We start from the raw sequence: 13,321 nt of genomic DNA, 5'->3' as shown, positions 1-13,321 counted from the left end.
TTCAGCCAGATCAGAAGTTCACGCCAAAGCTCAGCGCTACAAAGTCGCGGTCTTCGAGGACGTTGTAGTCGCCACCGAAAAAGTCGGTGTAACTGAGGCTGGCGGTGTAGGTGTTGCGGTAGTCCGCGTCGACGCCGAGGCTGACGGCCTTGGCACCCTCGTTGAACAGCCCGTTGGGGCCGTAGCCGTTCACGTCATGGGACCACGACAGGTTGGGACGGAAGTTGATCCCGGCGATCAGGTTGTTGTAATCAAGAATGGCGCGGGCGCGGTAACCCCACGACGTCGAGGTCACGAAACCGTCAGTGTCGCCGCCGAATCCATATTGGCCGTATACCGAATCGCGGCCATAACGCAGCTTGGTTCGCGACTCCAGGCCACCAACCCGCACCACGCCCGCCTCGCCCACCAGGGTCAGGCGATCTGCGCCGGCGATCTGATCGATGAAGTGCGTCAGGGTGCTCTGGATTTGCGTCACTTCCTTGCGCCGATAGCCTTTGTTGTCGGCGCCTGGTGAGGTTGCAATGGGTGATGCCGCGCCGCCCGCGATCGGGTTGAGCATGGCCAGGGTCAGGTCGTTGGTGTTGACCTGAACAGGTGCGTTGGGGCGATAGCTGATTTCGCCGGTCCACGCGGTGCCGGTGGGCAAGGTCGTGGAGAAACTCGCGCCATAGAGACGAATATCCTCCGGGTACTCGAGGTAATACTGACCGCGACCGAGCATCACACTCTGGGCCAGCCCCGAACCGCTGCCGGGGGCGATGCGGTTGGCGGCGGCGACAATCCCCGGAATGCTCGCCAGCGTGCCGAGGCCGGCCGTGCTGGTCCCGACGTTAGGTGTGCGGCTGTGGTAGTTCATGAAGTACAAGCCGTACTCGGTATCGTCCCCGAGCCAACGCAGCGCCGTACCCCACTGCCCGGAATCCCGCGCATCGCGGTCACCGCCACGGGGCACGATCACGCCTTCCCTGCTGACCTCGAAACCCTGACCAAACGCTGCGGCAATCGGCTGCAACGGGGCAATGGCCGGGTTGGCGACGGTGTAGCCCTTGTTGCAGCCATCAGCCACCACGTCGACGCCAAAGAAGGTGCCGCAGTTATCGACGACGGTCTGGTCCCATTCCAGTTGATAGAAGCCTTCCACGGTCAATTTGTCTGTCAGGCCCTGGGAGGCAAACAGCATGTTGACCGGAATCAGGCCTTCTTTGATCTCGGCACCGGGACGGCGGAACGCGGACACGTCGACCGGGTTGATGCTGTTGATCGAGTTGCCGATGAAGGTGCTCTCTCCCCAGCTGACCACCTGTTTACCGACACGCGCGGTGCCCGGCAGATCGGCAATCGAGTAGTTGTGATAGACGAACGCGTCGAGGATCTGCCCGCCGGAAGACTTGGCGCCTTCCTTGCGACCGTGATCGCTGATGGGTTTGAACTCGCGGTCTTCGTCCTTCAGTTCGAAGTCGTACCAGTACTTGCCACGAACGAACATACCGGTGTCGCCGTACTTCAACTCAAGGTCATGAATACCCTTGAAGATCTTCGAGAAAGTTTCACCTTTCTTGAAATTGAGTCGCCCGTCGTCACCGGTCGATGCCTGGCCGGAACCGCCGTTGACAGTGCCCACCAGGGCATCATCCGCGTCACGCATGCCCCAACTTGCGCCGACCGACAGAGAGGAGTCGAACGTCCCCTCGATTTCCCCGATATTGAACGAAACAGCCTGTGCCTGGGCACAGCAACCCAAAGCCACCGCAGCGGCCAGCGCCTGTGGTGTGAAGATGGCGCGCATTGTTGTTTTTGTCATGCGTCTTCCCCGGTGAGTGACAGAAGGCCTCACCCTACTGCCGGGCAACGGGGTCGATAAGCGCACCAAGGAGGTATTCGCGGTGTAGCTCTTAAGGATGACTGGCACAGCGGCATCACCCAGGCGTTAGACACAGAAACCCTGACTGTTGCCGGGGCTGCAACAGTGCATGTCCGGAATCAGTATTTTTCCTTCGTGACCAAGGGCTTATTCTTGTCGGGCTTTCACGGAACATCGCTGAAAGCCCGGCAACGGCATCTGCCATCGCCGAAAGACTTCAGATGAGCTGACAGTGTCGGTTCATCGCCCTGGGTACACTGACGTTGATTTGTAGCTCCTGGATCCAACGTCTTATTGGCCGCTGCGTTTGCAGCGGCCTTTTTTATGGGTGGGTTTTTTATTGGTAATGTTTGCGATTAAAAACTGCAGAAGCACTGAACTAATCACGCCTACATAACCCTCAGAAAACACCTACACGCATATGTAATCACAGAAGGCACTCGAGCAATTAAGGTGAACGACAAGCCCGTCAGCTTCTCATCTTCGACTGACGGTACATTCATTCACTGCGAGTCACTTAATGAAACCCGTCGATTACAAGCAACACCGCTCGAACCGAAGCGTTAACAGTCGTGTACATTTTTTGATCTTTCACTATACGGCCGGTAACTTTTCCAGCTCCATAAATGCGCTGACCGGGCCTAATGTCAGCGCTCATTATTTGATTCCGGACATAACTGACCCCAGTTACTTAAAAGCCAATCATACCGAGCAGGAAGTCTTCAACCTTGTCGATGAAACTCAGCGCGCCTGGCACGCGGGTGTCAGCCAGTGGGGTAACCGCAGCAATTTGAACGACACATCAATCGGCATTGAAATCGTCAACCAGGCCTCGTTCACGGAGGGTGCGTTTACTTTTCCGCCGTACCACTGCGAACAGATTGTCGCGATTGAACAATTGGCGCTGAACATACTCATGCGATACCCGGACATCACCCCCACAAAGGTGTTGGGCCATTCCGATATTGCGGTCGGGCGTAAAAGCGATCCGGGGCCAATGTTTCCTTGGCACGCGCTTTACTTGAAAGGTATTGGAGCGTGGTTCGATGAGGCAACCCGAAACAACTTCCTCCAGCGTTTCAATACCTGCGGCCTTCCGGCCCGGAGCGAATTGCTGCGACTGTTCAAGACATACGGATACGATGTAACGGGGGCGTCGAGCGACAATGGCTTCCAACAACTGGTCCGGGCATTTCAGTTGCACTTTCGTCCGGAAAACTACGACGGGGTGATGGATACGCAAACGGCAGCCAATCTGGCAGCATTGGTGTCCAAGTATTTTCCTGGCTGACCCATGCCGGTCACTCTTCCAGATCGACGTACTCAAAAGCGGCAAGGTCATTCAACACGACCTTGCCCTCGGCGTTAAAGTGAGTACTTCTGCAAGTTCCCCATCATTTCCTTCAGCGCTTCAATGTTGTCTTTCGGGTGCGCCGCGCCTTCGAAGTCGCAGATCTGTTGCCAGTGCGCCGCCACGTCTTCCGGAGAGAAACCGGCCCGAGGATCAAACCCGGCACCGAGGCTGCGTTCCCAGCGGACTTTGCCCATCCAGCCGCCGCCGACTTCGAACAGGCCGGAGGTGTCCTGGCAGTTTTCGCTGGCGAGGTACACCACCAGCGGGCTGACCAGTTCCGGTTTGAGTTGCTCGAACACCTGTGGCGGGATCAGGCCTTCGGTCATACGCGTGCCGCCGGTGGGGGCGATGGCGTTGACCAGGATGTTGTTCTTGCGGCCCTCGATGGCCAGTGTGCGGGTCAGGCCGTAGAGGCCGAGCTTGGCCATGCCGTAGTTGGACTGGCCGAAGTTACCGTAAATACCTGACGTGGACGCGGTGAAGATCACCCGACCGTAGTTTTGCTCGCGCATGTGCGGCCAGGCGGCGCGGGTAACTTTGTAGGCGCCTTCGACGTGGACGCGGTAAACCAGGTCCCAATCGGCGTCGTCCATTTTGTGGAAGGTCTTGTCCCGCAGGATCCCGGCGTTGTTGACCACTACGTCGACACGGCCGAAGACGTTGAGGGCATGCTGGACGATTTTGTCGCCGTCAGTGACCGAGTCGTGGTTGGCTTCGGCAATGCCGCCGGCCTCACGGATTTCCGCCACTACACGGTCAGCGGCCGAAGCGTTGGCGCCTTCACCCTGGGCCGAACCACCGAGATCGTTGACCAGCACTTTGGCGCCCTGTTTGGCGAACAGCAGCGCGTGGGCCCGTCCCAGGCCACCACCGGCACCGGTGATGATCACGACTTTATCTTCGAAACGCACAGACTCATTCATGGGGGGACTCCAGCAGGCCAAGGGACTATGGGGCTGAGTGTCAGGCACGGCGCAGCGGGTCACAATGAACAGGGGCAAGGCTGAATGGTGCGCGATAAGGCTGGGGGATGATGCGGGAGGGTTTTCAAGCGGCCATCAAAAGATCGCACCTTCGGCAGCGCCTGCAGGGTGCATGCCTATCTCCGTAGGAGCTGTCGAAGGCTGCGATCTTTTCAGGAACACGCCACCTTGCGTTCCGCCGAAAGTAATTGATCTCGAAATGCCAGGTAATGCTTGAGCACCAGGCTCGGCGCCTCAATTTGTGGGTAGTGGCCAATCCCGGGCAACAGGACCGTGTCTGCGTCCGGAATCAACTCCCGGTACCGCTCGACCATGTGCGCGCCGGAGATCGGATCGACTTCGCCATCGATCACCCGCATCGGCACTTCACCCCGCTGCATCGCGCCCACCCAGCGGTCGCGACAGACGCGGCGCTCGGGGATATAGCCGATCAGCTTGTGCATGATCCGTGGCCCGTGATGACGCTCGACCAGGCTCCAGAAATCATCCATCTCACTTTCACTGGGACAGGTCTGCGGCCCGAAAATCTGCCGAAAACTTTTCACCAGCCCGTCTCGACTGAAGGCACGACCGATCATCCAGCCCAACGGGCTGAGCAGGAGTTTTTGCATCAGCACCGGACGATGGGTTTCAGGAAACAGGCCACCATTGAGAAACACGCAACTGGCCAGCTGCCCATGCGACTCGTAATGCCGCGCCAGCAGTTCCTGGGCCACGCTGTCGCCGTAGTCGTGAGCCAACAGGTGCACCGGTTGCTCGACACTCAGGTGAGCGAGCAACGCCTGTTGCAGATCCGCCTGCTCCAGCAGGCTGTACTCATGATTGGCCGGTTTGTCCGAATCGCCGAAGCCGAGCATGTCGCAGGCAATCACACGGTAACGCTGGGACAGTGGCTGCCACAGGTAATGCCAGTCCCAACTGGCGGTCGGAAAGCCGTGGATGAGCAACAACGGGTCACCCTGCCCTGCCGTCCAGTAATGGATGCCATGACCACGGAACATGAACGTCTGGCTGCGCTTGCGCCAGACACACAGGGGGATCTCGGTGAGTGCCATTAGAGTTTATAACCCGGGTCCAGTTTATCGAGTTTGCGCAGCAGCGCCGGCCAGGCCAGCGCTCCACCCATTCCTTGAGCACTTCTGGTAACACCCGCGATCATGGCCTTGGCACCGGCCAGGATCTGCGGTTCGATGGCAATCAGTTCAGCGCCGCCGCTCTGCGCCATGACCTGAATGTCGCAGGCACGCTGGAAGATGAACATCATCAGAAACGTGTCGGCGATGGTGCTGCCGCAGGTCAACAGGCCGTGGTTGTGCAGCATCAGGAAGTTGTTTTCTCCGAGGTCGGCTTGCAGTCGCGCTTTCTCGTCGTGATTGATCGCAACGCCTTCGTAGGCGTGGTAAGCGAGGCTGGAAAGGACAAACAATGATTGCTGGCTGATCGGCAAAACGCCTTGTTTCTGCGCCGACACCGCAACGCCTGACGCCGTATGGGTATGCAGCACGCATTCGACGTCGTGGCGAACCTCGTGCACCGCACTGTGGATGGTGTAGCCCGCCGGGTTGATCTCGTAAGGGCTGTCCATCAACTTGTTGCCGGCCTGATCGACCTTGACCAGGCTTGATGCGGTAATTTCGTGAAACATCAGCCCGAACGGGTTGATCAGGAAGTCTTCGGTACCAGGCACTTTGGCCGAGATGTGGGTGAAAACCAGATCGTCCCAGCCATGTTGCGCAACCAGTCGGTAGCAGGCCGCGAGGTCAACACGGGTTTGCCATTCGGCTGCACTGACCCGGTCTTTGACACTGCGTGGCGATTGGGTGGGGGCTATGTTCACGGCGAGGAACCTCGATCTTTTTATTATGGAGTGTTTCCAATAGATCGAGTCTAGTCACCCCACGGGGTTCGTATAGTTGCATTGGCAGCCAGCTTGATGGCCTGACGAGTCACTGCGCTGGCGAAATCATGGCCATGTCAAAGTACCGACGTCAAACATGGCCATACGTGCCGTTTTCAGCGCTCAGTCAGAACACCGTCAAGCGTTCAAGGCGCTGATCAAATCTGCCAGCCAAGGCTCGGCGTCGGTTTCAGGGGTCACGCTTTCGCTGGCATCCAGACGCAGCATCGGCAAGACCTCTCGAACGCCAAGTTCAGCGAACAATTCACGCATTTGCTCGCCACCACCGCAGAACGTGTCGCCATAACTCGCATCGCCCAATCCGATGACCGCACCCGGCAAACCACGCCAGGCGGCCGGCAATTGATCACGAATGGTCGAGTACAGCGGCTGCAGGTTGTCCGGCAATTCGCCCATGCCAGTGGTCGATGTCACGGCCAGAAAAGCTTCGGGGCCGAAAGCCTGAATATCGGCAAGGGTCGCACGTGGGTTGTGCAGCGTTTCGAAACCGGCCTTGTTCAAAATGCTGGCCGCGTGCCGGGCGACTTCTTCAGCCGTGCCGTACACCGAGCCGGAAATGATGGCGACTTTCATCAATCTGATCCTGAATCCGAGTGAAAGGACCGGGATATTAACAGCACGTTCTTGATTGTTCTCTTAGAATGCAATCGACAATCAATCAGCCAGGGACGCTACGATGATTAACGCACAGCTGCTGCAAATGGTGATTAACGCTTCCAACGACGGCATCGTGATCGCCGAGAAAGAAGGCGAGCAGGACAACATCCTGATTTACGTCAACCCGGCGTTCGAACGCCTCACCGGGTACTCCAGCGAAGAAATCCTCTATCAGGATTGCCGCTTTCTCCAGTCCGGCGACCGCGACCAGGAGGCCTTGCCATTGATTCGCACGGCATTGGACAGTCAAGGTTCGTGCCGGGAAATCCTCCGAAACTATCGCAAGGATGGCACTCCCTTCTGGAATGAACTGTCCCTTTCGACAGTAAAAAATCCGCACGATGGCCAGGTTTATTTCGTCGGTGTGCAAAAGGACGTCACGGTCCAGGTCAAGGCACAGCAGCGGGTTGCGCAACTCGAAGCACAGTTGGCCGACGTACAGGCCGAACTGGCTGCACTTAAAGCGACGAACGGCCAAAACAAAACACCGAATTAATGGTCATTAACTACAATCACCAATGCTTTTGTAACTATTTCTTTCGAGTTGGCCATGCAGCGCGACGCACTCCTGACGCAAGATGAGCTGGATTTCATCCAGACCATGCAACACAACCCCCAACTCAATGTGCGGGACGCAACGTCGAGCCTGCTCGTTAATGGCGGATCGCAAATCCGCGACTTGCTCACGCGCCTGGCAGCCCATGAGCAAGTCACCATCCAGGCCAATTTCGAAAATCAGCAAATGACCTTCCCCCTGCATCTGGTGGAAGACGAGTTTCATGCGATGCACCTGCGTCTCGGTGTTCCCAGCATCTATGAAGACGGCCCCATGGTCCGGCCTTGGCGCCTGGTCCTCGAGGAGCCGGTGGCCCTGGAAAATGCCAAAGGCCATCCCGGCACGATGTGGGTTCATGAGGTGTCATGCAAAGGGGTCTTGCTGGAAGTGCGCAACAAGACCAAGCCACCGAAGCATTTCGCGTTGTGGTTCAGCCCGTCAGGCTATGAGCGGATTGCGTTGCGGGGCACTTTCGAGAAAGAAACCGAACAGGGTTTCTACGCCTACGAATTGAATCAGAGTGACTCGGACGAAACCGAGCGCCTGCGCCAGTACATTCTGCAACAGCATCGCCTGACCCATCCCGCGCTGCACCTTTAAGACTCAGGTATCCAGATTACCCGCCAGGAACTGTTTCAGTCGCTGGCGCATGATACTGCCCTCACTTCCCAGACAGCCAATCGATGATTCGGCCAGGCTAGACTGCGCCAGATCGGCCGCATCACCGGCCAACAGCAGCTGACAGTCGAGGCTCATGGCCAGGCGATTCAAATGCCTTGGCAAATCCGACGTCGGCGCGTGATTGGAAAAAAGCACCAACGCCTTAGGCTTGATTCGCTCGCAGATCAGCGTCAACTCATCGAGTGGCTGGCCGATCGCCAGAACCTGAATAGCCGAATCGACACTGCTCAGAAACAATGCGGTGATCAGTAACTCGAGTTCCCGACACTGGTCGAACAGCGCGCAGACAATCACTCGACGAGGTTGCAGGCTCCTTACCAGCAGCAAGCGCTGCAGCACGCGAGATCGGAGAAAGCCATCCAGGAACAGCCACTCACTGGCCTGGCCGAACGTGTCCTGGCGCAGCAGCAATTGTTTCCAAAGCGGGATCAGGATGTCCTGGAACACGACTGTCAGCGGATAACTGGAAAATATCTGCCCATAGACTTGCTCCAGATGAGCTTCGTCGAAAGCACTCACCGCCGCCTGAACCTGTTGCTGCCATTGTGTGTAATCGGCCTGGACCAGGTCGCTCGGGATGAGGTGCGACAACGCTTTGAGGGGAGCTGTTTTTGCGAGGATCTTACCGATCTTGCTGACGGCAACGCCACGCTCGATCCACTCCAGAATACTGCGCACGCGCTCGATATCGGCCATCGAATACAACCGGTGCCCACTGTCGGTGCGGGTTGGCACAATCAGACCATATCGCCGCTCCCATGCTCGAAGCGTGACCGGGTTGACGCCGGTCAGACGTGCCACCTCGCGAATCGGGAACAGCTCTTCCTGTTCAAGAGAGGAGCCCTGCGGTACACCTGAAGCCACATCAGTCAGTACAGGCATCATTTAAAAACGTCCATGTATCGTCCGGATTTCATTCTAACCCCCGCCTCCGTAAAATTTCCGTAAAAACTCAATGCTGCGAATGAGTCGCAAACGTCACAGCTGTTGCGGGAGGCGGGAGAAGGTCGCCGCTAGCGAGAAGACTTCAGTTATGCTGCATGTATTTAGCCCGTGCATAGACCTACTGAAGCTGATCGCACATCCATGAATAGTCCAATACTTGTTACCGGCACCAGCAAGCGCGTCGGCCTCCAACTTGCCACTACTCTGGCAGAGGCCGGCAATATCGTTATCTGCGTCAGCCGCTCCCGTCCTGTTGAGTCACTGCACCCAAATATGTTGCCATTCCAGGCGGACCTTGAACTCCAGAGCGATCGCGAAGCGTTGATTGCCTATATCAGGACCAACTTCGACAGCTTGCGTGCAGTGATCCACAACGCCTCTTTGTGGCTGGACGATGGCCTCGAAAACCTGAACACCATGTTCAAACTCCATGTCGAAGCGCCCTATCATTTGAATCTGGAGTTGGGGGCACATCTGCAACGACTGGAAAGATCCGACATTATCCATATCTGCGATGAAACCTCGTCGCGAGGCAGCAAAAGCCATATTGGGTATGCCGCTACCAAATCGGCCCTGCAAAACATGGTGCTGTCGTTCGCAGAGAAATACGCGCCCACGGTCAGGGTAAACGCCATCCTTCCCGGCTTGCTCATCCTCAAGGAAAACAGCACCGAGGAATACGTTCAACGAACCCTGAAGAAAGCCCTTCTCGAGTTTGAACCCGGCGCGCAACCGTTGATCGACGCCGTCATGTTTTTGCTCAATACCAACTACAGCACTGGAACCAGCGTCGTCATCAATGGCGGGCGCCACATCAAGAAAGGAATCGTCAATGATTGACTCGAAAATGCCTGCGTTATCTGATCAGCAAAACAGAAACGCAGCGGCTTGAAAATCATGCCTCCATCCCTTTAATACACGCACCTTTCCACGACTTTGCCCATAGCGCGCAAGAGAAAACCCATGACCGATCAACAACGCCTGGAACTCGAAGCCGCCGCCTTTCGCCGGCTGGTGGCCCATCTGGACAGCCGCAAGGATGTGCAGAACATCGACCTGATGAACCTTTCGGGTTTCTGCCGCAACTGCCTGTCCAAGTGGTACAAGGCCGCCGCCGACGAACGCCAGATCGAGGTCAGCCTCGATGACGCCCGTGAAGTGGTTTACGGCATGCCGTACGCCGAGTGGAAAGCCCAATATCAGCAAGAAGCCAGCGCCGAACAACAAGCGGCGTTCGCCAAAGGAAAACCCAATGAGTGATTTGAACACCCTGCGCGCCAGCCTCAAGACTGGCGAACATGCTTTCGCCGATACCCTGGCGTTCATTGCCGCCGGTTACGAGTACCAGCCTCAGTCCTTCAACAACGGCGGCGTAGAAAACGCAGCCGGGCAGAACGAAGGCTCTTGCAAGACTTTGGGTCTGGCACTGCTGGAAGGCTTGAGCGATGAAGAAGCGCTGCTGGCCTTCGGTGAACATTACCGCTCCGTGGTGGCGACACCAGAAGGCAGCGATCACGCCAACATCCGCGCATTGATTGCCCACGGTCTGGGCGGTGTGAAATTCACCCAACTGCCACTGACCCGCCGCTGAATCAAATTGTAGGAGCGAGCCTGCTCGCGATAAGCCTGAGAACGCTGCGGGGTATCAGGCTCCCAGCGTTATCGTTCACGTCCATCGCTCGCTCCTACAGGTTAGTGTTTCCAGTATGGAGCGCACATTCCGACTTTTAAGATTGACCCGGCAACTTTATTTCGTTTGCCCCGTACCACTGCTCACGGCTTAGATAAAAAGAAGTCCTCCTTCTTGCGAGCCGGTCCTCCATGCACAGCGAAACCATCAGCCAGTCGATCAACATCGTTCACCCCGTCACGCTCAGCCACGGCAAAAACGCCGAGGTCTGGGACACCGATGGCAAACGCTACATCGACTTTGTCGGCGGCATTGGCGTGCTCAACCTCGGTCACTGCCATCCTCGCATCGTCGAAGCCATTCGCGAGCAAGCCACAAGGCTGACCCACTACGCGTTCAACGCTGCGCCCCACATGCCCTACATCGAACTGATGGATCGCCTGAGCGCGTTCATCCCGGTGGATTACCCGGTCAGTGGAATGCTCACCAACAGCGGCGCGGAAGCGGCGGAAAACGCCCTGAAAATCGTTCGTGGCGCCACCGGACGCAGCGCCGTGATCGCCTTCGACGGCGCGTTCCACGGCCGCACGCTGGCCACGCTCAATCTCAACGGCAAGGTCGCACCCTACAAACAGAAAGTCGGCGTGCTGCCGGGGCCGGTCTTTCATCTGCCGTATCCCAGCAAGGACAATGGCGTGACCTGTGCTGATGCTCTCAAGGCCATGGAGCGTTTGTTCAGTGTTGAAATCGATGTCGATGACGTTGCCTGTTTCATCGTTGAACCGGTGCAAGGTGAAGCCGGGTTTCTCACCATGGACGTCGAGTTCGCCCAGAAGTTACGCACGTTCTGCAACGACAAAGGCATCGTGCTGATCGCCGATGAAATCCAGTCCGGATTCGGCCGCACCGGCCAGCGTTTCGCGTTCTCACGACTGGGCATCGAGCCAGACCTTATCCTGCTGGGTAAAAGCATCGCCGGTGGCGTGCCGCTGGGCGCGGTGGTCGGGCGCAAGTCGCTGCTCGACAACTTGCCCAAGGGCGGGCTTGGCGGCACCTTCTCCGGCAATCCCATCGCCTGCGCAGCCGCACTGGCGACGCTGGATGAAATGAGCGATGCCAACCTGCACGCTTGGGGTGCGCAGCAGGAAGAGGCCATCGTCGGTCACTACGAAAGCTGGTGCGCGAACAAGTTAACGCCGTATCTGGGGCGCCTGACAGGTTTTGGTGCCATGCGCGGCATCGAACTGATCAACGCCGACGGCTCGCCCGCTTCAGCACAATTGACCCAACTGCTGGCCCTGGCCCGAGATGCGGGTCTGCTGCTGATGCCCAGCGGAAAATCGCGCCACATCATTCGCCTGCTGGCGCCGCTGACCATCGAAGCGAAAGTGCTGGAGGAAGGCTTGGACATTCTCGAAGAGTGCCTCGCCAAACTGTCCTGAACCCAATCCCGTAGGAGCCGGCTTGCTGGCGATAGCGGTGTGCCAGGCACCGTCGATACTGGCAGATGTACCGCTATCGCCAGCAAGCCGGCTCCTACAGATTTGTTTTTTTGCCCATGAAAAAACCGGCCGAAGCCGGTTTTTTCATTTCAACGAAGGCAGAATCAAGCGTTCTGCAGGTCGTCGAGGTAACGCTCGGCGTCCAGTGCGGCCATGCAGCCCGCGCCGGCCGAGGTGATCGCCTGACGGTACACGTGGTCAGCCACGTCACCGGCGGCGAAGATGCCTTCCAGGTTGGTCGCCGTGGCGTTGCCTTCACGACCGCCCTGCACCACCAGATAACCGTCTTTCAAGGTCAACTGGCCTTCGAACAACGAGGTGTTCGGGGTGTGGCCGATGGCGATGAACACGCCGTCGACAGTCACTTCGTCGAAGCTGCTGTCGTTGTTCTTCAGGCGGGCACCGGTCACGCCCATGTTGTCGCCCAGGACTTCGTCCAGGGTCGCGTTCAGTTTCAACTCGATCTTGCCTTCGGCCACACGGGCGTTCAGCTTGTCGATCAGGATCTTCTCGGCGCGGAAAGTTTCGCGACGGTGGATCAGGGTCACTTTGCTGGCGATGTTGGCCAGGTACAGGGCTTCTTCAACAGCGGTGTTGCCGCCGCCGACCACAGCCACAGGCTTGTTGCGATAGAAGAAACCGTCGCAAGTCGCGCAGGCCGAAACGCCTTTGCCCATGAACGCCTCTTCGGACGGCAGGCCCAGGTAACGAGCGCTGGCGCCGGTGGCGATGATCAGGGCATCGCAGGTGTAAGTCGCGCTGTCGCCGGTCAGGGTGTACGGCTTGGCAGCGAAGTCCACGGCGTTGATGTGATCGAAAACGATCTCGGTTTCAAAACGCTCGGCGTGCTCTTTCATGCGTTCCATCAGCGCCGGGCCGGTCAGGCCGTGGACGTCGCCCGGCCAGTTGTCGACTTCAGTGGTGGTGGTCAGTTGACCACCGGCCTGCATGCCGGTGATCAGCAGCGGCTTGAGGTTGGCACGGGCGGCATACACCGCGGCGCTGTAACCGGCAGGGCCGGAACCGAGAATAATCACTCGCGAATGACGGACTTCAGACATGACCTGCTCCTGTTGACCGGCCCGAAACACCTGGCGCGGAACGCCGGATTGCCGGCGGGAATAAAAAAGAACGGTTGAAGCGCTTGGGGAAGGCTTGAACACGACCGTCCTGTAAAAAGATTGGGTGCAGCGTATCGAGGGGGCGAAGATTAAGGAAATACGGTTTAACA

14 protein-coding genes are annotated in these 13,321 nt (G+C 57.8%); 7 read left to right on the top strand and 7 right to left on the bottom strand.

Features of this window, described 5'->3' with window-relative positions; genetic code table 11:
• Positions 1–10 precede the first annotated feature (10 nt).
• Complete coding sequence (locus QYH43_RS00915; protein WP_095059848.1) at positions 11–1,804, bottom strand: DUF1302 domain-containing protein; 1,794 nt, start codon at positions 1,802–1,804, stop codon at positions 11–13.
• 580 nt (positions 1,805–2,384) lie between these two features.
• On the opposite strand from QYH43_RS00915, the gene QYH43_RS00910 reads away from it, so the two are divergent.
• On the top strand, positions 2,385–3,155 hold the full coding sequence (locus QYH43_RS00910) for an N-acetylmuramoyl-L-alanine amidase (RefSeq protein WP_095152087.1): 771 nt from the start codon (positions 2,385–2,387) through the stop codon (positions 3,153–3,155).
• 74 nt (positions 3,156–3,229) lie between these two features.
• Here QYH43_RS00910 and QYH43_RS00905 read toward each other — a convergent pair whose 3' ends face one another.
• From QYH43_RS00905 to QYH43_RS00890, 4 genes are all read right to left on the bottom strand, one after another.
• Entirely contained in the window at positions 3,230–4,141 is a 912-nt protein-coding gene (locus QYH43_RS00905) for an SDR family oxidoreductase (RefSeq protein ID WP_095059850.1), read from the bottom strand.
• 212 nt (positions 4,142–4,353) lie between these two features.
• A complete protein-coding gene (locus QYH43_RS00900; RefSeq protein WP_095059851.1) occupies positions 4,354–5,256 on the bottom strand; it encodes an alpha/beta hydrolase in 903 nt (300 codons plus the stop codon).
• On the bottom strand, positions 5,256–6,038 hold the full coding sequence (locus QYH43_RS00895) for a class II aldolase/adducin family protein (RefSeq protein ID WP_095059852.1): 783 nt from the start codon (positions 6,036–6,038) through the stop codon (positions 5,256–5,258). The genes QYH43_RS00900 and QYH43_RS00895 overlap by 1 nt, the downstream gene beginning before the upstream one ends.
• 198 nt (positions 6,039–6,236) lie before the next feature.
• Entirely contained in the window at positions 6,237–6,692 is a 456-nt protein-coding gene (locus QYH43_RS00890) for a flavodoxin (RefSeq protein ID WP_095059853.1), read from the bottom strand.
• Between the two features lie 103 nt (positions 6,693–6,795).
• On the opposite strand from QYH43_RS00890, the gene QYH43_RS00885 reads away from it, so the two are divergent.
• Together QYH43_RS00885 and QYH43_RS00880 are read left to right on the top strand one after the other, a co-directional pair.
• Positions 6,796–7,272 (top strand): PAS domain-containing protein, encoded by a 477-nt coding sequence (locus QYH43_RS00885; protein WP_095059854.1) that lies wholly within the window; start codon positions 6,796–6,798, stop codon positions 7,270–7,272.
• Between the two features lie 54 nt (positions 7,273–7,326).
• On the top strand, positions 7,327–7,932 hold the full coding sequence (locus QYH43_RS00880) for a hypothetical protein (protein ID WP_095059855.1): 606 nt from the start codon (positions 7,327–7,329) through the stop codon (positions 7,930–7,932).
• Positions 7,933–7,935: 3 nt separating this feature from the next.
• Here the strand turns inward: QYH43_RS00880 and QYH43_RS00875 are convergent, their stop codons facing one another.
• The gene (locus QYH43_RS00875) at positions 7,936–8,895 is read right to left on the bottom strand and encodes a MerR family transcriptional regulator (RefSeq protein WP_095059869.1); all 960 of its coding nucleotides are present in this window, start codon (positions 8,893–8,895) and stop codon (positions 7,936–7,938) included.
• Between the two features lie 204 nt (positions 8,896–9,099).
• On the opposite strand from QYH43_RS00875, the gene folM reads away from it, so the two are divergent.
• The 4 genes from folM to QYH43_RS00855 all read left to right on the top strand — a co-directional run bounded on the left by folM (position 9,100) and on the right by QYH43_RS00855 (position 12,030).
• Positions 9,100–9,798, top strand: coding sequence for a dihydromonapterin reductase (gene folM, locus QYH43_RS00870; protein ID WP_095059856.1), 699 nt, complete (start codon positions 9,100–9,102; stop codon positions 9,796–9,798).
• Positions 9,799–9,921: 123 nt separating this feature from the next.
• Positions 9,922–10,218, top strand: coding sequence for a DUF1244 domain-containing protein (locus QYH43_RS00865; RefSeq protein WP_008026968.1), 297 nt, complete (start codon positions 9,922–9,924; stop codon positions 10,216–10,218).
• Positions 10,211–10,549, top strand: a complete 339-nt coding sequence (locus QYH43_RS00860; protein WP_095059857.1) for a HopJ type III effector protein — start codon at positions 10,211–10,213, stop codon at positions 10,547–10,549. Before QYH43_RS00865 ends, QYH43_RS00860 begins: the two co-directional genes overlap by 8 nt.
• 230 nt (positions 10,550–10,779) lie before the next feature.
• The gene (locus QYH43_RS00855; RefSeq protein WP_095152086.1) at positions 10,780–12,030 is read left to right on the top strand and encodes an aspartate aminotransferase family protein; all 1,251 of its coding nucleotides are present in this window, start codon (positions 10,780–10,782) and stop codon (positions 12,028–12,030) included.
• 164 nt (positions 12,031–12,194) lie between these two features.
• Here the strand turns inward: QYH43_RS00855 and trxB are convergent, their stop codons facing one another.
• On the bottom strand, positions 12,195–13,151 hold the full coding sequence (trxB, locus tag QYH43_RS00850) for a thioredoxin-disulfide reductase (protein WP_095059859.1): 957 nt from the start codon (positions 13,149–13,151) through the stop codon (positions 12,195–12,197).
• Positions 13,152–13,321: the final 170 nt, after the last annotated feature.

The organism is Pseudomonas sp. C32 (assembly GCF_030417915.1).
GTDB lineage: Bacteria > Pseudomonadota > Gammaproteobacteria > Pseudomonadales > Pseudomonadaceae > Aquipseudomonas.
Note: the sequence above shows the minus strand (reverse complement) of the source record. Positions and strands in the feature narration are given on the sequence as shown.

Coding starts and splice junctions, on each gene's coding strand:
- folM (WP_095059856.1), top strand. CDS start 9,100: ATGAATAGTCCAATACTTGTTACCGGCACCAGCAAGCGCGTCGGCCTC.
- QYH43_RS00875 (WP_095059869.1), bottom strand. CDS start 8,895: ATGCCTGTACTGACTGATGTGGCTTCAGGTGTACCGCAGGGCTCCTCT.
- QYH43_RS00890 (WP_095059853.1), bottom strand. CDS start 6,692: ATGAAAGTCGCCATCATTTCCGGCTCGGTGTACGGCACGGCTGAAGAA.
- QYH43_RS00865 (WP_008026968.1), top strand. CDS start 9,922: ATGACCGATCAACAACGCCTGGAACTCGAAGCCGCCGCCTTTCGCCGG.
- trxB (WP_095059859.1), bottom strand. CDS start 13,151: ATGTCTGAAGTCCGTCATTCGCGAGTGATTATTCTCGGTTCCGGCCCT.
- QYH43_RS00855 (WP_095152086.1), top strand. CDS start 10,780: ATGCACAGCGAAACCATCAGCCAGTCGATCAACATCGTTCACCCCGTC.
- QYH43_RS00885 (WP_095059854.1), top strand. CDS start 6,796: ATGATTAACGCACAGCTGCTGCAAATGGTGATTAACGCTTCCAACGAC.
- QYH43_RS00860 (WP_095059857.1), top strand. CDS start 10,211: ATGAGTGATTTGAACACCCTGCGCGCCAGCCTCAAGACTGGCGAACAT.
- QYH43_RS00910 (WP_095152087.1), top strand. CDS start 2,385: ATGAAACCCGTCGATTACAAGCAACACCGCTCGAACCGAAGCGTTAAC.
- QYH43_RS00900 (WP_095059851.1), bottom strand. CDS start 5,256: ATGGCACTCACCGAGATCCCCCTGTGTGTCTGGCGCAAGCGCAGCCAG.
- QYH43_RS00915 (WP_095059848.1), bottom strand. CDS start 1,804: ATGACAAAAACAACAATGCGCGCCATCTTCACACCACAGGCGCTGGCC.
- QYH43_RS00880 (WP_095059855.1), top strand. CDS start 7,327: ATGCAGCGCGACGCACTCCTGACGCAAGATGAGCTGGATTTCATCCAG.
- QYH43_RS00905 (WP_095059850.1), bottom strand. CDS start 4,141: ATGAATGAGTCTGTGCGTTTCGAAGATAAAGTCGTGATCATCACCGGT.